General features: G+C 47.5%; 21 protein-coding genes. 9 read left to right on the top strand and 12 right to left on the bottom strand.

Annotation, left to right across the window (positions count from 1 at the left end):
* Positions 1–22 precede the first annotated feature (22 nt).
* From OXH39_20765 to OXH39_20740, 6 genes are all read right to left on the bottom strand, one after another.
* On the bottom strand, positions 23–1159 hold the full coding sequence (locus tag OXH39_20765) for a type I restriction enzyme HsdR N-terminal domain-containing protein (GenBank protein ID MCY3552900.1): 1137 nt from the start codon (positions 1157–1159) through the stop codon (positions 23–25).
* A gap of 38 nt (positions 1160–1197) precedes the next feature.
* Positions 1198–1344, bottom strand: coding sequence for a hypothetical protein (locus tag OXH39_20760; protein MCY3552899.1), 147 nt, complete (start codon positions 1342–1344; stop codon positions 1198–1200).
* Positions 1345–1443: 99 nt separating this feature from the next.
* Positions 1444–2379 carry a hypothetical protein gene (locus OXH39_20755; GenBank protein ID MCY3552898.1) on the bottom strand — a complete coding sequence of 312 codons (936 nt, stop codon included), beginning with the start codon at positions 2377–2379 and terminating at the stop codon, positions 1444–1446.
* 122 nt (positions 2380–2501) lie between these two features.
* Positions 2502–3371, bottom strand: a complete 870-nt coding sequence (locus tag OXH39_20750) for a DnaJ domain-containing protein (protein MCY3552897.1) — start codon at positions 3369–3371, stop codon at positions 2502–2504.
* A gap of 31 nt (positions 3372–3402) precedes the next feature.
* Positions 3403–4539, bottom strand: coding sequence for an S-methyl-5-thioribose kinase (gene mtnK, locus OXH39_20745; GenBank protein MCY3552896.1), 1137 nt, complete (start codon positions 4537–4539; stop codon positions 3403–3405).
* Positions 4540–4548: 9 nt separating this feature from the next.
* Positions 4549–5553 (bottom strand): aspartate-semialdehyde dehydrogenase, encoded by a 1005-nt coding sequence (locus OXH39_20740; protein ID MCY3552895.1) that lies wholly within the window; start codon positions 5551–5553, stop codon positions 4549–4551.
* A 468-nt stretch (positions 5554–6021) separates the two neighbouring features.
* On the opposite strand from OXH39_20740, the gene OXH39_20735 reads away from it, so the two are divergent.
* From OXH39_20735 to OXH39_20705, 7 genes are all read left to right on the top strand, one after another.
* Positions 6022–6303: an HU family DNA-binding protein gene (locus OXH39_20735; protein ID MCY3552894.1), complete on the top strand. Its 282-nt coding sequence runs from the start codon at positions 6022–6024 to the stop codon at positions 6301–6303.
* A 255-nt stretch (positions 6304–6558) separates the two neighbouring features.
* Positions 6559–7617: a GHMP kinase gene (locus OXH39_20730; GenBank protein ID MCY3552893.1), complete on the top strand. Its 1059-nt coding sequence runs from the start codon at positions 6559–6561 to the stop codon at positions 7615–7617.
* Between the two features lie 137 nt (positions 7618–7754).
* Positions 7755–8732, top strand: coding sequence for a MoxR family ATPase (locus OXH39_20725; protein ID MCY3552892.1), 978 nt, complete (start codon positions 7755–7757; stop codon positions 8730–8732).
* A gap of 23 nt (positions 8733–8755) precedes the next feature.
* Positions 8756–8899: a hypothetical protein gene (locus OXH39_20720; GenBank protein MCY3552891.1), complete on the top strand. Its 144-nt coding sequence runs from the start codon at positions 8756–8758 to the stop codon at positions 8897–8899.
* Between the two features lie 186 nt (positions 8900–9085).
* Positions 9086–10462 carry a UDP-glucose/GDP-mannose dehydrogenase family protein gene (locus tag OXH39_20715; protein ID MCY3552890.1) on the top strand — a complete coding sequence of 459 codons (1377 nt, stop codon included), beginning with the start codon at positions 9086–9088 and terminating at the stop codon, positions 10460–10462.
* A 200-nt stretch (positions 10463–10662) separates the two neighbouring features.
* Complete coding sequence (locus OXH39_20710) at positions 10663–11094, top strand: DUF309 domain-containing protein (GenBank protein MCY3552889.1); 432 nt, start codon at positions 10663–10665, stop codon at positions 11092–11094.
* Between the two features lie 22 nt (positions 11095–11116).
* Positions 11117–11407 (top strand): hypothetical protein, encoded by a 291-nt coding sequence (locus OXH39_20705; GenBank protein MCY3552888.1) that lies wholly within the window; start codon positions 11117–11119, stop codon positions 11405–11407.
* Between the two features lie 10 nt (positions 11408–11417).
* Here the strand turns inward: OXH39_20705 and dgoD are convergent, their stop codons facing one another.
* Positions 11418–12542 carry a galactonate dehydratase gene (gene dgoD, locus OXH39_20700; protein ID MCY3552887.1) on the bottom strand — a complete coding sequence of 375 codons (1125 nt, stop codon included), beginning with the start codon at positions 12540–12542 and terminating at the stop codon, positions 11418–11420.
* A gap of 10 nt (positions 12543–12552) precedes the next feature.
* Positions 12553–13617 carry a sialidase family protein gene (locus OXH39_20695; GenBank protein ID MCY3552886.1) on the bottom strand — a complete coding sequence of 355 codons (1065 nt, stop codon included), beginning with the start codon at positions 13615–13617 and terminating at the stop codon, positions 12553–12555.
* Positions 13618–13743: 126 nt separating this feature from the next.
* On the opposite strand from OXH39_20695, the gene OXH39_20690 reads away from it, so the two are divergent.
* Positions 13744–14424 (top strand): class I SAM-dependent methyltransferase, encoded by a 681-nt coding sequence (locus OXH39_20690; protein MCY3552885.1) that lies wholly within the window; start codon positions 13744–13746, stop codon positions 14422–14424.
* Between the two features lie 14 nt (positions 14425–14438).
* Here the strand turns inward: OXH39_20690 and OXH39_20685 are convergent, their stop codons facing one another.
* On the bottom strand, positions 14439–15242 hold the full coding sequence (locus OXH39_20685) for a class I SAM-dependent methyltransferase (protein ID MCY3552884.1): 804 nt from the start codon (positions 15240–15242) through the stop codon (positions 14439–14441).
* Positions 15243–15503: 261 nt separating this feature from the next.
* Between OXH39_20685 and OXH39_20680 the strand changes: the two genes are divergently transcribed.
* Positions 15504–16256 carry a phytanoyl-CoA dioxygenase family protein gene (locus OXH39_20680; GenBank protein MCY3552883.1) on the top strand — a complete coding sequence of 251 codons (753 nt, stop codon included), beginning with the start codon at positions 15504–15506 and terminating at the stop codon, positions 16254–16256.
* Between the two features lie 18 nt (positions 16257–16274).
* Here the strand turns inward: OXH39_20680 and OXH39_20675 are convergent, their stop codons facing one another.
* From OXH39_20675 to OXH39_20665, 3 genes are all read right to left on the bottom strand, one after another.
* Complete coding sequence (locus OXH39_20675; GenBank protein ID MCY3552882.1) at positions 16275–16739, bottom strand: NUDIX domain-containing protein; 465 nt, start codon at positions 16737–16739, stop codon at positions 16275–16277.
* Positions 16740–16747: 8 nt separating this feature from the next.
* On the bottom strand, positions 16748–18001 hold the full coding sequence (locus OXH39_20670) for an amidohydrolase family protein (GenBank protein ID MCY3552881.1): 1254 nt from the start codon (positions 17999–18001) through the stop codon (positions 16748–16750).
* A gap of 113 nt (positions 18002–18114) precedes the next feature.
* Positions 18115–18957: a carbon-nitrogen hydrolase family protein gene (locus tag OXH39_20665; protein ID MCY3552880.1), complete on the bottom strand. Its 843-nt coding sequence runs from the start codon at positions 18955–18957 to the stop codon at positions 18115–18117.
* Positions 18958–19204 lie beyond the last annotated feature (247 nt).

The raw sequence follows: 19204 nt of genomic DNA, 5'->3' as shown, positions 1-19204 counted from the left end.
CCTAAGGATACCAGATTTTAGATCAACTATCAAGATAATTGTGACAGACTACTAGTTCATCTAATCTTGATAACCTGTCAAGATCTCGAACTGCATCATTCTTATGCTTAATACTTTTTTCTAGTTTAGCGTTTATCTGCTCTAAGTAATCGTTGTAATTCTGACGTTCTTTTTCACCATCCTTCCAAATTTTCTTCTCCCTTTCGAGTGTTCCCCGCTCAGATCTGATTTTATTTTCAGCTCTCTTGAGCTTGTCCGTGTTTTCCCTGGATAAATTATCAAGTTTATCCTCATCTTCCCTTAATAAATTGATTTTTTTTGATAGACGCCAGCGTTGTTGCTCCTTCGTTCCAATTTCATTTTGCAGTTGATTTCTCTCACTACTTAACAAGTCGATGGATTTTCTTAGACTGTCGTGAGTAGATTCTAACTTTAGTCCCTCAACGACCTTTGCTCTTTTAGAGTTCTGGGTGATTTCGCCTTTGAGGCGAGTGTTTTCTTCTTTCAGGTCGCTGCTTTCTTTCCTTAATGGGACGACCTCTTCTTCAATCTGTGCGAATTGCTTGTTCTTCCGCTTAATGTTTTCCTTTAGTTCATCTAACTGTTTACAAGAGGAGTCTATTTCACGGGTTTTTTGCGCGTATTGGTCACTTGCCTTCTGGATTTCCCAATCTAACTTGTTTTTCTCCCCGCGAATAGATTCTATTGTCCTCCACGTAGCGATCTTTCTTTGAAAGGGCGAGCGTCCCATAGAAGTGAACTGATTTCGCCTCAAATTCTCATAAAATTCCCACTCGTCGGGGTTTATGCTATTAGCAAAAACACCAAACTGTGTATCGGTTGCACAAAGATAGGACTTTAACTGCTCACGACCATAAGTTACAACTCCTGTCCGTTTGCACTCTGCAATAGCAATGAAGTGTCCTTCACCATCAAGAAGTACGATGTCCGCTCGGCGGGGCTCTATCCCCATCCGAATTGATTTTTCCGTCTCAATAACAAACTCTTGAAATTCAGTCCTAGAAAAATAGTTGACAACAGCCTCTACCACTATGGCTTCATATGGTGCCTCCGCACGACAATCAAGACACAATTTGAACGGATAACGAGGTTGGGAACGCGAGTGCTGGCAGCACCACACTGTTTCTAAGTTTCTCATAACATTTGCACAATTCCTTTAGAGGAGAAACCGAGGTCTCATAGAACATCTGTCGATTTGGTAGGTCTTCTTTTCGCTTCAAGCAATTCTTGGGAAACCTTCGCGAAACGTTCCCGCAATTCAACGACGAAAGGTGGCGGATTCCGCAGTTGTTTCCGCTCTGCTGCCTCGTCAAGTTGTCTCACGCGTTCAAGATAGACCTCCACATCCTCTGTTTTCGCTAAATAATAGAGGATAAGAGAGGGTTCCGTACAAACAGGAATACATATTTCTCCTACGCAGGTTCAACTCCCATTTGATGCCAAAAGGGTTTTGAATTCATCAAGGCTATTTACCTGCAACACTGCGCGTCGCAAATCTTTGAGACGCTGTAACTCTTCAATGGATTCAAGCATCGGCTTTAATGTTTGCGCACCGCTCCCGCGGAATTGAATCTCCAAGGCTTCAAGAATGCCTTCAATAGTGCTTTCTCGTGCGCCTTGCTCGATACCTTGCTCGATACCTTGCTGTAGGATGTATCGGTAAGTTGATGATTCTAACATAGGTCCCTCCAACAGATGACGAATTTCGGCAGGATCAACGATCAAACCGCTCAAAATCCATTGCCATATCAATAAATTATTCTGTAGATCCGGAGCAAGTGGGAGGGCAAGTGTCATTTTATGACACTGCTCAATCCATCCAACCTCGGATACGCCCTCCGGGGGTTGCATCAACGGCGTAAACGCCACCAGACTGGTCTGATCCGTGTCAAAAATGGATTGTCCATCGAACTCGCTCAACCGGACCACTTGATACTCTATTAGCACATTGTGTCCGGGAAAATCTTGGCTATACTCGCCCGGGTCATTTCCACCGGCATCTGAACGGAGATAGATAGTAAAAGATAAAATCGGCAAGCCATATCTTTCAAAGCACCTTCCGAAATAGCCAACCTTACGCTTTAGTATTTCTGGGGCACTCTCACGACTCACTTGGAACTCAATATGCACCAAAACTTCTTTACCGCTTACCTCTGCCTTTGACAAAGTATCCATACGCCGTATCTCAACGGTCGGCAGTTCTGTCTCAAGTTGTTCTATGAACTTCAGGCCGGGGATATTGGTCAGTTTCCTCAATAAATCTTCAGTGAACGTCCCAAATATGTCCTTACTCACAATATCGAATCGGTTGTGCGGTAAGTTTTCAAAGAATTCGTGTTCGTGTAAGATATTTTGCATACAAAGATCATACACCGATTTGTTGATGAATATCAACGTTTTTTAGTGTCTGAATTACGAATTACGCGGAGTTGCACCAAAAGAAAGCCAATACTACCATGGTCCTGGTTTGTTTGTACTTGTCACAGCGTCTTATCAAGTTCTTTCAGGAGATTTCGCTGCTTTCGGGACAAGGACTTCGGGATTTCCACAACCAATCGGACGCGCAAATCACCCTTTCTGCCGGAGGCATCTACGCCACCGCGCCCGCGCAAGCGGAACTGCTGTCCGGGTTGAGCACCCGACGGAATTTTCAGGTCCACATCTCCAGTCAATGTTTGTACCCGAACGGAACCGCCTAACGCTGCTGTTGTCATGGAGACCTTTACATCCGTCAGCAAATCAGTACCTTCACGCGTCAGTGTCGGATGCGATTGGACCGAGACTGTCACCAACAGATCGCCCGACATGCCATTACCGAGAGATTCTCCATGACCCCGAATACGTAAGGTATTTCCGTCCTGAATACCGGGTGGAATTGTAAGTGTGAGACGTTTCCCTTGGACATTCATCTCTTTCTTGCTGCCTAACACCGCGTCCTCAAAAGGGATACTGACATCCATACGGATATCACGTCCGCGAGGCGGCGCAGCCGTGCGCCGTTGTCCAAACGCATCGCCGAACGCATCACCAAAACCACCGAAACTACCGAATCCGCCGCGTCCGAAAATATCGTCGAGGTTCAGGTTACTGAAAATATCGTCCATCGTCCGATACCCCTCAAACCCCATACCCTCAACACCCGCGTGCCCGCGGATATCATACATGCGTCGCTTTTCCGGATCGGAGAGTACGGAATACGCGTTCGATGCCTCCTTGAATTTCTCCTCCGCCGTTTTGTCACCGGGATTCTTATCCGGATGATACTGAACAGCGAGTTTACGATAGGCTTTCTTGATTTCTTCTGCGGTGGCACCTCGATTCACACCGAGGATTTCGTAGTAGTCTCTCATAATATTGTAAAAATAGTGCTGCAGTTGCGCATTAAAGCATCGCCAGAACCGCTGTGACATCTCGTAAGGATTGGTGCTGTTTAACGAGTGTTAATCCGAACTGAAGTGCTGCCCTTTCCACGCTTAGTTTTCGTGGTATATCAGTAATACCTTCTATATCTTTAACATGCGCTGCACCGATAAGACGGCGCAGTATCTCCAGTCCTGTAAATCCTACTGCGTTATGGAAGATGTTTTGTAATGTCTGTGCTTTCAGGGTAGCATCAGCCATTCCGAATTCAGTCGTGTAGGTGTGCCAAGTTTGCACAACCGCTGTTTTAAGTGCCGACTGCACGTCTAAAGTGTCTTGGTGCGAGAAATAGGATAAGAAGTAATTTGCCCAATATAATCCGAGGTCGAATCCCGGCGGACCGTAAAAGGCAAATTCAGCGTCGATAACTTTCGCTGTATCGTTTTGGACGAGGACGCTCCCCGTGTGCAGATCCCCGTGGGTTACGGTTTGCTGCATTGTCAGGAAAATCTGTTTGAGGTGTGCCGCTTGCACCAAAAAATCCGTATCTGCTTTCAGTCGCTGGACATCAGGTTCTAATCCGGGTGTCCAGAAATTCGTTTCGTGTTCAGTATACGGGAAGGTGAACACATAATCAGCAGTTATCGCCTGCATGGTCGTGTTCGCAAATTGCTGCTTATACTGCTGAACGGCTCCGCTGTCAAGATTCTCGATGTGTGTATGGCTATGAACGCTGCCCATGAATCGCCCAATTTGTTCAGCGATAGCGATATCTACGCGCCCTGCGATTAGGTCATCACGTAGCACGCTGGCATCTCGAAGGTCCTCCATGGCTATGACTGCCATTTCCGCATCAAAATTGTATTGTGCGGGGACACTACCACTCGCTAACTGATTGTAAACGTCAAGGGCGCGGGATTCATACGTCAAGCGTTCTGTGGACAGCGGATAGTCGGGACCTAATATCTTGATGTAGGGCGGCGCGTGTTTCAAGACAAGCGAACGTTCTGGACGCTCTGCATCCCAGACACGATAAACTATATTAAGGTTTCCATCGCCAATCTCTTCTATATGGAGTTCCGTCTCCGATTCAAATATACGAATTTCAGCATATCGTTGACGCAGGTAGCCCGGCAGCGTGGCAAGGTTGAGTTCCATGTTTTTCTATTAAATGGACAGCAGGTTCTCAGCTATCTGAATAGCATTTAAGGCGGCACCTTTGCGGAGGTTGTCCGCAACAACCCAAAGATTCAAACCGTTGTCTATGGAAGCATCATCACGGATCCTACCTACATAGACCTCATCTTCACCTGCGACATCCACGGCGAGAGGATACTGTTGGTTGCTCGGGTCGTCCACAAGTTTCACACCGGGAGCAGCGGCGAGGCATTCTCTCGCTTGGGCTGCCGTGAGTTTTTCATGCGTCTCAATGTTTATTGATTCGGAGTGTGCAAAGAAGACTGGAACTCGGACGGTTGTAGCAGAGACACCAATCGTATCGTCCTCAAGTATCTTCCGGGTCTCGTTGATCATCTTGACCTCTTCTTCGTTGTCGCCGCTTTCTAAGAAGGGCCAATCAAATGAGACGTTGAACGCCATTTGGTGCGGGAATTTATCTAAAGTAACCGGCTTGCCTTCTAGTGCTTCAGTCGTTTGTTGGACGAGCTCCATAACAGCACGTCCGCTTTTACCAGAGACGCTCTGGTAGGTGGAAACAACGATCCGTTTGATACCAGCAATATCGTAAATCGGTTTGAGTGCCACCATCATTTGTATAGTGGAGCAGTTTGGATTGGCTATGAGTCCATTGTGTGTACGCGCAGCATCCATATTGACTTCTGGAACAACGAGCGGTGTGGCTGCGTCCATACGGAATGCGCTGGTATTGTCAATAACAAGCGCACCTTTTTCTACAGCGGTCGGAATGAACTCGCGACTGACAGACGCGCCCGCTGATGAGAACACTACATCTACGTCTTCAAATGAATCGTGCGTCAATTCTTCAATAATAATAGGGGTATCTTTAAAGGACAGGATTTCGCCAGCAGAACGGTGCGATGCCAGAAGTTTGAGGGAAGCGATAGGGAACGATCGCTCTTCAAGAAGCTGCAGCATAGTATTGCCGACAGCCCCCGTTGCACCTACAACCGCGACACGATAACTCTCACGCATTTCTGATATTTTCCTCTATTGTCTGATTCAGGCTTTTTGTAATATAATTCTACCATAAACAGGCACTTTAAGCAAATATTTCGGTATAAATTGCGTATGCGTCAGAAAATTCACCACCTTAAAGTAAAAAAACTTGACAAATAGCACAATCTATGGTATTAATTTTAAGAGACTCATGTATTATGTCAAGTTGACTTTATTAGATTTTCCTTCGCTCTAATAGAGAGATTTAGGGTTAAGCCTAAGTTTTTACTTATAATTTCCAGTTAATCCTATAATTCCGGTTAATTTCCACCCTAACCGAAATTTTATCTTGACATATCTATATCTGTATAGTATAATATTATTACTATTAGTTTTTTGTTAAATCCAAATTTAGGTCCGAGGCGTAAGAACCGCTACTTTCGGATTCTTTTCGGAAATAGCAGCGTTTTCTTGTTCGGACTAAAAATTAGAGGAACATTTGACATGGCAAAATTAATGAAAAGCGATGTCGTCAACAGCATCGTTGAACGGACTGGCCTCAGCAAGAAAGATGCAAACGCCGCTGTTGATGCTATGGGTGCGACTATTTGTGATGCTTTGAGTAACGGCGACTCCGTTGGATTAATTGGTTTCGGAACATTTGAAACCAAACATCGACCAGCCCGCACAGGTCGCAACCCGCAGACTGGGGATCCGCTTGATATTCCGGCAAAGACAGTCCCTGTCTTCAAAGCTGGCAAGAAACTTCGCGACGCTGCCGCCTAAAAACCAGCGGTTCTTTCGCTCAGTTTCTGGAAAAGCCGCTGGGCTGTGCCTCCTTGTTTAATAAAGGGACAGCTGCGGCTTTTCCATGTTACCCCTATTTATAAAAGGCTCTATAGAGACTGTTTTAGCACTATATTTCAATACTATACTCTTATCTGCAATCATTTGTAGGAGCCTTTTGCGATCTTTATCCGCATCATTCCGAGGCACACCTTTGAGGTGCGTTCGCTAAAAACTGATGTCAGGGGACTCGTCATGTTAATCCGAACGAGAGCTCCAGTCCGAATTGACTTTGCTGGTGGATGGAGCGATGTAGCCCTCTTTACTGAGGATTCAAAAGGGCTTGTCGTCAACGGGGCGATTAATCGATACGCTTATGCGACTCTTCGTTGTGAACGCCAGGTGGGACACGATGATTCCGTTGAACTGCAGCGTGTTTTAGATAAGAGCATCCGTATCTATTCTGCAGATTTTGATACATCCGTTGAAGCCGATGATATACGTCAACTCGAATATGACGGGAACATTGATTTAGTCAAGGCGGCTGTACGGCGGATGTCCATACAGATTGGCGGTTTCGATCTGATTACGCAGTCCACTGCACCGCCGGGCAGTGGCTTAGGTACTTCTGCAGCAATGGGTGTCGCGCTCGTCGGTGTACTCGGCGCACTTAAGGACGCTACCTACCTCCCCTATGAATATGCGGATATGGCGAGCAATATCGAACGTCATGAACTCGGTATCTTAGGTGGGAAACAGGATCATTACGCAAGCGCGATCGGTGGAATTCACTTCATGGAATTTCAGGGAGAAGAGGTGAAAACCTCGCCTTTACGCTTTCCACCGCACATCCGCTGCGAACTCGAAAAGAACCTTGTACTCTGTTATACTGGAAAGTCCCGCCTCTCTGGTAATATACATCAGAATGTGACCGATGCTTATAAGAGCGGGCAACCCAGTGTCCGAGATGCATTGAACACTCTTAAAGCCACCGCCGAAGCGACGAAAACAGCACTTATGCGTGGTCGCTTAACTGAATTCGGCGAACTCCTCACCCAAAATTGGTACAATCAAAAAAAGTTACACCCCTCTGTCACAAATGAACAGATCGAATCCCTCTTTAAAATTGCCATGACGCACGGTGCTATCGGCGGGAAAGCCTGTGGTGCTGGCGGCGGTGGGTGTCTACTTTTTTACTGCGAACCCACGCGCGAACATCGTGTCCGTCAGAAACTTGAAGAAGCAGGTGCGCAAGTTATTGATGTTAACTTCGATGTTGACGGACTTCAAGTATGGAAGGTCTCAAACGATTGAAAGGAACGGCTTTCGGTTATCAGTAAGTAGGTTTTCTGGTGAACTCTCACTGCGAGGCAACCCTCTTGCTGACTGCTGACCGCTGATGGCTATTTTTTATGAAAAATGACATCTCAACAACACAAGCCACAACGGATATGGAAACCGCCGAATCTTTGAAAACGGCAAAAGAAAATATTTTAAACGAACTGAGAAAACGAATCATCGGACAAAATGAAGTTATTGAACAACTTCTTATCGCACTCTTCTCACAGGGGCACTGCCTACTTGTAGGAGTGCCAGGGTTAGCGAAAACCCTATTAATCAGTACATTCGCGCAGATTCTCAAACTCCCTTTCAACCGAATCCAATTTACACCAGACCTGATGCCGTCGGACATTATCGGCACCGATATTATTGAGGAAGGTGAAGCCGGAAAACGCGCCTTCCGCTTTATCAAAGGACCTGTCTTTGCTAACGTTGTCCTTGCTGATGAGATTAACCGGACACCTCCTAAAACACAAGCTGCGCTTCTACAAGCAATGCAGGAATACCAAGTCACCGCAGGCGGCAGAACATATCCATTGGAACGTCCGTTTTTCGTTTTAGCAACTCAGAACCCGATTGAACAGGAAGGGACTTACCCCTTACCGGAAGCACAACTCGACCGGTTTATGTTCCATATCACAATTGACTATCCCGATAAAGCTGCCGAAAAAGACATTGTGATGACGACCACGGCGGCTTATGAACCCGAGATAAACCCTGTTGTCACCGGAGAAGAGGTACTGCAAATACAGCAGGTCGTGCGGAAGGTACCTATCGCCGAGGCGATTGTGGATTATGCAGTGGAATTGAGTCGGCAGACGCGTCCTGCTTCAGATGTTCCTGAGTTTGTTCAGGATTGGGTGCAATGGGGAGCAGGTCCGCGGGCATCACAGTATCTCGTATTGGGTGCAAAGGCGCGCGCTATTCTTCAAGGACGCTATCATGTCGCTTATGAGGATATCAAAGCAGTCGCTGTACCTGTCCTGCGCCACCGAATTTTAACCAATTTTAACGCGGAAGCGGACGGTATCACGAGTTTGGATATTATCAATGGGCTGTTAGAAAAGGTTGAACCGCCAGTGGTGTAGTAAGTAGACGGAGTATAAGAACAATGCGTACAATTGACCCTTTTAGAATGGATAAGGAAGAGTTCTCTGTACTATCCTCTTTTCAAGAAGCCGATGACGCTGACAAAGCATATTGGCATTCTAAAACGCCACAAGAACGTATGGCAGCCCTCGAATTAATGCGGTAGATTAACTATGGCTACGATCCAACTACCGAACGACTCCAAAGAGTTCTTGAAGTTGTTGAATTCATACCAAGTTGAGTATCTTCTCATTAGAACATCCGTGCTGTTGATACTTTTTAACTCTACTGCACATTTATAACTATCCAAATCTCAGACACTCGATCGGTGAGGAGACCAGAATATTATAAAATGAAAACTGCAATTATAGGAACAGGGTACGTTGGCTTGACCACAGCTGTGGTACTCTCTTATCTCAATCATGATGTCGCCGCAGTGGACAAAGATGAAAGCAAACTAAGCCTTTTGCAGGAAGGAAAAAGCCCGATCCATGAACCGGGCATCCAAAGTCTGCTTGATGAGGTACAGCACACGATCCGTTTCACACCGAGTGTAGCGGAAGTTGTCCCAGAAGCGGAACTGATCCTGATTGCTGTCGGTACACCGCCGAAGAAGAACGGTGAAGCAGATACGCGACATGTGGAACAAGCCGCTAAAGAAGTCGCACAGGTCTGCCTACCCGATAGACATTATACGCTTGTTGTCAAATCTACAGTTCCGATAGGCACAAATCGACGTGTTGTGGAAGTTGTAGAGAATGTCTTTTCAGCGCGTGGTGCTCGAGGGAACATCTCTGTTGCTTCAAACCCTGAGTTTTTGCAGGAGGGATTGGCGTTGCAAGGCGCGTTCTATCCAGATCGGATTGTCGTCGGTGCGAACAGCGATGAAGCGATTGATACCTTACGACATCTCTATCAACCCATCCTTGAACAAACGTTTGATCCACCGAGTGAATTTCCACGTCCATCCGCTTACCACCTCCCACCGATGATGACAACGGATCCAAGCAGTGCCGAGATGATTAAATATGCAGCGAACACATTTCTCGCCCTTAAAATTAGTTTTATCAATGAAATCGCTGGACTCTGTGAAGAAGTTGATGCAGACGTAACAGAGGTCGCACGCGGGATCGGACTTGACGCGCGTATCGGAAGTCAGTTTCTACGAGCGGGTCTCGGATGGGGTGGGAGTTGCTATCCCAAGGATACAGCAGCACTGTTAGGGGTCGCAGCGCAATCTGGATATGAAATGCCGATTACCGAGGCAGCGCGAACTGTTAACTTTCGTCAACGTGAGCGCATCGTTGAAAAGTTATATAGCACATTAGGCACGCTCAAAGGTAAAATCATCGGTGTTTTGGGACTTGCCTTCAAGCCAAACACAGATGACGTTCGCGAAGCACCCGCATTGGACATTATTCGAGAACTAATTGCAGCAGGGGCAACTGTTCGGGCACACGATCCGATCGCTATTCCGAATGCACAAGCCGCTTTGCACAGAGAAAACGCAACTATTCCTGAACTGAAATTCACAGAAGATGTATACGAACTTTCTTACGATGCTGACGCGCTGGTACTTGTTACCGAATGGGACTCCTATCATAAGTTGGAACTCCGTAGACTCGCTAAACAGATGAAAACATCAATTCTTATTGATGGACGCAACGTTTATTCGCCAGAGGAAGCGAGAACCGCAGGTTTTCATTACATTGGGATCGGCAGAGCGTAACATAGTGGAGGGCGGACTTAAGCGAAAACCGTCAAAGCACAAATCCCGTCGTTTAACCGCAAGGAATAATTAAAAAACAACCTGAACCTTTTGATCCAAATTGGCAGCGATACTGCCCACAAAAACCTTTTCCACCGTATCGCCACATACCGGGTGTCACACCGCATCCGATTCGCGACCCAAGCGGACACAGTTATGGCTTGGCAGAGGAACACGATGCTGACCCGCTGCCACCAGAATTCTGGCAGCAGAATGAGGATTACCTCTACGGTGTAGATCTATACAACTTTGCCTATTGGTGGGAGGCACATGAGGCGTGGGAAGGGTTATGGCACCAAGCAGAAGATACGTATCGCCTTTTCCTTCAAGGATTAATTCAAATATCAGCATCCATGATTAAGTACCATACACGAATGCTACGTCCGCTACGCACACTTTCTACCGCTGGGCGCGATAAATTACGACAAGTCGTTGCCGAATGTACCGATACATCGGGAAACTATATGGGACTCAACCTACCAACGTTTTTGGACACCGCTGATGCGTTTTTCGCTCCTTTTTTTGCCGATACCATTTCAGAAACTACCTATCGTCAGGAGTCAATTAAACCGCTAATACTGTTGCAAGATTAACACAGATTTTGAGGAAAGCAACATGCCAACATTCTTGCCTTTTCTCATTTTTAGTTTTGTATGTGTTTTTATCGTCGTGTTACTGCTTGTTTTGTTTAAGATAGGCGCATACTTTGGTAGAAGCGATGCCGATGAATTCCGCGCTGTTCGGTGTCCGCAATGTCAAACCCGACGGAAACCCGAAAAAACAGGTACAATCAGAAACCTCGTTGAACTTGAATTGCGTTGTCCGCGCTGTGGCTACATCTCTTATGATATTCCACCGAAAACAAATCTTTCCACACGCCCGACCGATCGAGACAACACGATGTGAGGAATCGCTGTTAGAAGTCAGCGAAAGCCCCGTCGTCTGAGTGCCGGAACATCCCACGTAAACGAAATGTCTCATCTCGAACCGCTTCGATAGCCGCATCCTCCATATCTACACCGAGTCCCGGAACTGTTGGTAATTCGATGAATCCATCTTTGAATACCAAAGGGGTCGAAAATAGCCCTTCTCCACGTCGGTGTCCACCCTCGCATATCAACAAATTCGGCACTGTTGCCATTACGTGTACCGATGCCGCAACTCCGATGGGACCGGCGGCGTTATGCGGAGCGACTGCCATATTGTGAATTTCCGCCATTGCTGAGATCTTTTTCAGTTCCAATATCCCGCCGCAGTGCCGGACGTCCGGTTGCAAAATCGCGCACATTTCACGTTCGATTACCTCTCTGAAACCCCATCGTGTTAAATGCCGTTCGCCCGTAGCGATCGGGACTGTTGTGGACTGAGATAGTGCCAATAGCGGTTCATTATTTTCTGGATGACACGGTTCCTCAGCGAACAGGAGCCGAAAGGGTTCTAATTCCTTCACGAGAATCATTGCCATTGTTGGGCTTAACCGTCGATGTAGATCAACCGCAATGTCTACCTCGTCACCCACTGCTTCGCGGACTGCCGCGACTCTCGCCACCATTACGTCAATTGCCTTCGGCGTATCTACAAATCTTACAGGTTGTGGCGAAGCACCCATTTTCACAGCACGGAATCCGGCTGCAACTGCTTTTCTGGCACTCTCTGCACACGCCTCAGGTGTTGTACCGCCGATACCGGTATAGACACGGATCCGCTTTCGTACCGAACCGCCTAAGAGCTTCCATACTGGCATCCCGACGACTTTGCCGAAGACATCCCACATCGCCATCTCAATACCGCTCAGTGCACCAACCAATACCGGCATACTCCGGCTGTAGCTTGACCGGTACATCGCTTGCCAGTGGTCTTCTATCTGTAGTGGATCTTTACCGACAAGGTATTCCGCCATGTCGTCCACGGCTTGGGCGACAACACGCCAATGTTCGTAGTTCATCGGTTCGCCGTAGCCGATGATCCCTTCGTCAGTAAACATTTTCAGGACCATTGCGCGACCTTGGATGGGTATCGTCTCAAATCCGGTAATCTTCATAGTTGCTGTCCTAAACCGGTTGCCACCGGATGATGCAGAAGTGCGAGTTTCCTGTGGCGTTCTCCCATTTACTCACATCGCCATAGCAGGAGCCGATGAAGGTCAATATATCTTCGCCATCTAAACTAATGTGTCGCGGGAAACCAGCGACGTGTCCGTGACAGAGATAGTAGACTTCATCATGCCAATTTTTGCCGTTGTCATCACTTACCATCGCGCGACCACTGCCGAGTTCTCTTGGATAACGGTGGTCATACGCCACAACAGCGCGGTTGTTAGAAAGCCCAACCGCTGCACCGTGACACTGTCCATGTACACTCGTCAATTGGCGCAGATCCGTCCATGTTTCGCCGTTGTCCGTTGAATCCGAGAGGAAAACTGTTTTGTTCGTATGCGGTTGATCTGGTGGTCCCGGTTGGTAGCGGATGACACCAAGCAGCAGCCCCGGGAAAAGTTCTGCGATGTTGACCTCATTGCCGTAATCTGACAAGAAGAAGCGGTTTGAGAAGGTGTATCCGTCATCATCGGAAACGAAGACGTAAGTTGGATTCGTGCCTTCCTCAAACGGGTCATCACGTCTTTTGATTGGTAGCAGGAGCGTCCCATCGCTGAGGCGCGTCAGGCTTGCACCAGCGACGGTCTTCTGAAATGGTGCAACGTCTATTTCGCCTGTCCGCTCCCACGTTTCACCCTCATCGTCGGACACCCAAACGGTGATTGGTTGCTCTTCGCCCGGTTGATTCACATTAATCAGCTGCCCGCGACGATTGGCTTGCAACAACCATCCGTTGAAACCGAACGCTGATGGATCTCTATTGAGGTGTTCCCAACTTTTACCACCATCTGTGGACTTGGAGATGATAGTCTGCTGCACTGCATAGATAACCCCACCGGGAGTTAAAACGAGGTTCAACCCTTGATAATGCGCCTGTGGGTCTAAAGGCAGGCGAATTTTCTCCACCGGAACCTTGTTCAGCACACCATCGCGGGCATGTAGGATATAGTCACCCGCTTGCATATCGCTCAATTGGCTCGGCGTGACGACAACGCCTCCCATGTTTTCGGTTGATAGCATTTGCGGAACTCCTCCACAGTAAATTTTTTCTTGTCTAACGCGATGAATTATGTCAAAATGTTTGACATATACCATTCAACTCATTTACATTATAACACTGAAACCATATTTGAAGGAAAGAAATGTATGAGCACATTTGATGCAACTCGGAAACATTACAATGCGGCAGGTGTCCACCCGACAACCGATCCTGATGATCCGAGATCGCAATTTGCTGTCGATAGGTATGAAGACCACCTACCCAAACTGATAAAGTCCGGCATGCGTGCATTAGATTTAGGCTGCAATGCAGGACGGTTTACCTTTGCCATGGAAGATATGGGCGCAATAGCAACCGGTATTGACTTCGCAGAGATTCCACTCCTCCACGCCAAAAAGGTGGCACAGAAAAGAAAGAGTCGCTGTCAGTTTAATATCGGGGATATGGCTGCACTACCTTACAAAGAGAATTCTTTCGATTTTGCGTTGCTCCCGCACAACATTGGGTACTTACCTTACCAGGCACTGGAGAGCCTATCAGTCCAGCTCAAACGGATACTATCGGATAACGGTATTTTCGTTTTAACTATGCAAGATCAATTAATCAAAAGTGCAGGGGAGGAAACTCTTCCAGAGCGATACGATGTCCAGACCGGTTTGATAGGAGGAAGTCGTACAATTCCAGACAAAGGCACGTACGCGTCGCCATGGTACTTCTGGACAGTTGCCTTTGCTAAGTACATTGTTGAAAAACATCTCCCTTTAGAAGAGGTAGTACAAATAGAAGAAAACAGATTTATGTTGGTGTTTTCAAATAAAAAAGGATGAGGGTTGGATAATTTTTAGCCGACCCGACCAATATATAAGATGTGTGCAGCCATGTCCACTATAGCGGGTTCTGTCGCTGTTTCTAAAACTAATTCCACCCAACGTTCCCACTTTGTTGGATCTTCCGCCACCGTGTTGGTCGCTTCAAATAAACCTGTTGAGAGCCCCTCACATCCCACCATTTCCAGTGTCGTCAATCCACACGATTCGGCAAGTTGTTGAAGTTCAGATGCCCGAAAAAAATGCCATAGACTATCTTGAACGAGGTTGTTCCCTTTTCCTTCCCTTATTAACTCCCAGTACTGCGGCATTATCAACTCCTCACTTACACGACTGAGAACGGTACGCAGCATCGCCAAGTATCCCATAACACTCATACAGACAATTGCCCCAGGTTTAGCGACCCGAACCAATTCAGAGGTTGCTTGGATTCGCTCGGTTTCATCACTGATATATGTTAACGGACCGCCGAGACACAACACTGCGTCAAAGTCGTTCGTCTTAAAACATGAGAGGTCTCGGACATCTCCAACAACCGACGCAATCAATCGATCTGAAACGGGTTTCGGTTCTAATTTGATTTTTTCTTCAGCAAAAGCCGTGTACGTTGGGTCAATATCCAAGAGAACGACATCATAGCCTGCTCGACAAAGTTCAAGCGTATAACGTCCAGGTCCGCCACCTGCATCCAAAATCTTACCTGTCTCAGGCAGGTGTTCCCGAAGGTAATGCATCGTGACCAGAAACTCCAGTGAGTTATAGGCATCTTTCACAAGTCGATGCCATTCCCCAATTTCAACTTCATTTTTTTCCTGCATTGATTTTATCTCCGAAATATTGATGTCTAACGACCAAGTTCAATTATAACAAGGATCCGCTGAAACCTGTTCAACAACTTAAATTTTATATGGTCTTGAAAATTCGTAATTTTTCCGCTTGTTCTGACACGATAAAGCGTGGTAAAATAGCCAATACGCTTTTCAGGACAGCCCTCGCATTGATTGGTTACTTCAGATAGACGATAGAATAAGGACGTACTGATACCGAAAGATTCTCCGAAAAGGGTAGGAGTTTCATAAATGGCACAACAAGACGCAATAGAGCATCTCGAAACATTCGGTTACTGCCTGATTGAAGATGCGATCCCGGCAGCACAAGCAGACGCAATGGCAGAGACGTATTTTCAACTCCACCGAGACCCAGCAAATCGACAGGCTTTTCAAGACCCAAATGATGAACTGTATCAAACGCTTTTCGGTGTGGTCAACCTTGATGAGATGTGTTGGGAGTGCATCGCGCATCCACAGGTGCTACAGGTCGTCCGCCATTTTCTCGGCGACAGTGTACGGTTGGGTGAGGCTTGCACGAAATGGGTCAAACCACGTGCCCCGCAAGGTGGTATACACTCCGATTCAACACATGATCTGCCAGCGCGCCTTCCCGAAACGCCGTGGATGATTAATTCCATCTGGATGATAACGGATTTTACCGTTGAGAACGGCGCGACACTCGTCGTACCGTTTAGCCATCGCGCACGGCGTAGACCGACACAATCCGATATTGCCGAAAGTCATCCGGTGTCTGTCTGCGGACAGCGCGGTTCTGTGCTATTATGGCACGGCGGTACATGGCACGGACAGGGTGCGAACACAACAGACGATCAACATCGTATGGCGTTGAATATCGCTTACTATCCCGCGTGGTGGAATCTAATGCGTGAGGGTGGCCATCAACCCGTTTTTCCTGAGACCTTTTCACGGATGCCAGAAGACCTACAAGCACTTGTGAGGCATAAGGTCGCGAAAGAGCGTGCTGACATCTATGAGTTTTGATCTGACCAAGTGCTTAAGCTACTGTTGTGCCGCAATCCTGAGAACCTCTTTTGTCTCGTTTGAGATGTTAAGCGTTGTGAAATTTTCACCAGAAAACTCCACAAAATAGTATGCTTGGTGTTCAGTAGAACTGAGTTTGATTTCACCATCCTCAACTTCAACAAAAAAGTTGAAATGTCTCGTTTTCTTGCCGGAACTGGATGTCCAATCAAAGGATCCGAGATACTCAAGAACTGATGTTACGAGAAGTCCTGTCTCTTCCTGTACTTCCCGGGCGAGTGCTGTGAGTAGGTCTTCCCCCGTCTCCACGGTACCACTTGGAATCCCAACAAATCCACCCATAGAGTCAGAAGGCACTCGCTCCAGGAGCAAGAATTTGTTGTTTTTACAGATGACAGCACCCACGACCAACTTTTGCACGCTGTCTCTTTGAGCCTCAGTTAACAATTGCTGAATGAGAGTGTGGCCAATGTTTGACTGCATATTGTGGCTCATTTCACGCGTTGCCCCGCTTGAAATACTGCAGTTACTCGGCTAAAAGCATTTACATCATTCGTAGGATCGCCCTCGAAAGCAACGAGATCGGCGATCTTACCGGGTGCAATGGTCCCGATGTCATTTGCCATGCCGATCGCTTCAGCGGAGATACGGGTCGCCGAGATGAATGCCTCCGCAGGTGTAAACCCGACTTGGACAAGCAATTGCAAATCGTAGTCGAGATGACCGAATGCGAGATTGCCGACCCCTGAATCGGTGCCCGGAACAATCCGTTCGTGGAGTCCGTAGTCGAGCATGCGGCGCATCACATCTAAGCGCACTTCTGCCCGCGCTTCAAGCCGTTGCAATTCGGTCATTTCATCACCGGAAATCGTATCGGTGTCACGTTTCGTACGGAGTTCAACGATGCGTGGATAACCTGTCCACGCTTGAAGGGTCGGACTAATCCAGATACCGGATTCCGCCATCATCTCAGCTATTTTTGGATCAAAACGGAGTTCGCCGTCCGGATCGAGAAATTCGGCATGCTCCATCAAATCAATTCCTGCTTCAACCGCTCGTACCATCGATTCCTTCGCGCGGCAATGTGCCACCGTGAGTCGATGGAAGTGATGCGCCTCGTGGACAGCGGCGTGCAACTCGGCGACAGAGTAACTGGCGCGTCCAGGAATCGTCCCAGCAGTCCCACCGCCTGATGCCATGATCTTGATATAATCTGCCCCTTCGTGAACTAATCGACGGACCGAGCGGCGCATCTCAGCCTCGCCATCCGCTGTCTCGTTACACATGTGGAAGTGTCCACCTGTACAGGTGATAGGTCGTCCACTCACTAAGGTGCGGGGACCCGGAATATAACCGCGTTCCAGTCCTTCCTTGAGTGTAAAACCGACCTTATTCCTCGCGCCGTGCTCACGGATCGTCGTAATCCCTGCGGCAAGGTGGCGTTGCAGGTTCATCGCACCCGTCAATACCATCATCTCATCGGTTTCAGAGAACATCTGAACGTAGTTCCGTCCATCGCCTGCAAGGCTCAGATGCGTATGCCCATCAATGAGACCCGGCGCAAGATACGCGTCCCCGAGGTCGATAAGTTGCGCGTCAGGTGGTGTTCGTTTCTCAATTTCTTCTTGACATCCAACGGTATCAATCCGTCCATCGGTCACAAGAATCGCCTGATCCGTTTTGCTGGATGTGCTTACCCCGTCAACGAGTCGAGCGGCACGGATTTGAACAGTTTGATTTGACATAAATCCAACTCCTTTAGTGGCTATCGGCTGTCGGAGACCATCAGCTATCAGTGGAAGAGACGCTCGGTTAACCGAAATCCTCTTTACTGACCACTGACAGTTGACGGTTGATTTCAGACTTTCACAACAAACTCACAACCCTGTCGGAACCATTCTCGAAGGATTGTGTCTTCATTACAAGTCCGCTTCGCAGATGAACCTGTCGCCTGTGAGAGGTCTATTGTCGCTGAAACGATGTCATCCCCGAAAAATCCAGCCTCCGTGATGATATTGCCATCCGGATGTACAATTTTCGAGTTTCCGTGTGATGAACCTGGTGAGCGGATGTCATCAGGATTCGCGGGCGTATTCGCCATCATGAGATAGATACCGTTTTCCGTCGCACGTGAGATCGGCATCGCACGATACGCGGAGAGTTTATATTCCGATAACAACCCCGATTCACAGGAGCAGAAAATACAGAGTTGTGCACCCATCGCTGCTGGAAGTTTGACTAACTCTGGATAGCGTACATCGTGACAGATGATGAAGCAACAGTCAACACCCGCCAACTGCACAATCGGTAGTTTACTACGGTTGTTCGTGCACCACTGCTCCCCAGCGAGGAATGTCTTGCCGTAACGGTATTTGAGGCTTCCCTGTTGGTCAAAAATCGCCAAGTCGTTGTGCCAGTTCTCCCCATCGTGATGCGCGGAGCCGACGACAACCGCCATCCCGTGCCGACGCGCAGCTTCGGCAATTTTCGCCTCAGCCTCCTTGAAAACCTGTGGAGAGGTCCGTTCCCAATAATCTGTTCGACAGCAGTAGCCGAATAGACATCCTTCAGGGAATGCCGCAATCTGGATGCCCATCTCCGCACATGTTTCAATCTGCTGAAGCACCTTTGCGGTACTGGTGGAAACGTCTTCACTTGTAAGCAATTGGCATGCCGCCACTTTAATCTGGTTATCAGCCATCTGAATATCCCCTTTGCGTTTTTGGCATTGTAGCATATCCGCCTATTTGATTCAAGATGTGGTATTACAAATTTGAATAGACATACACATCAGAATCCGATATAATTTCCGTAATAGACCCATTATATTAACGTAAATCGGCTGTAGATAAGGCATTCAAATTTTCTTAGGTGTGAAGGAGAACCTATGAACCCCATTTTTAGATACACCACGATGATGATAATCCTCATGCTGACCAGTATCTATG

This window comes from Candidatus Poribacteria bacterium (assembly GCA_026702755.1).
Taxonomy (GTDB): domain Bacteria; phylum Poribacteria; class WGA-4E; order WGA-4E; family WGA-3G; genus WGA-3G.
Note: the sequence above shows the minus strand (reverse complement) of the source record. Positions and strands in the feature narration are given on the sequence as shown.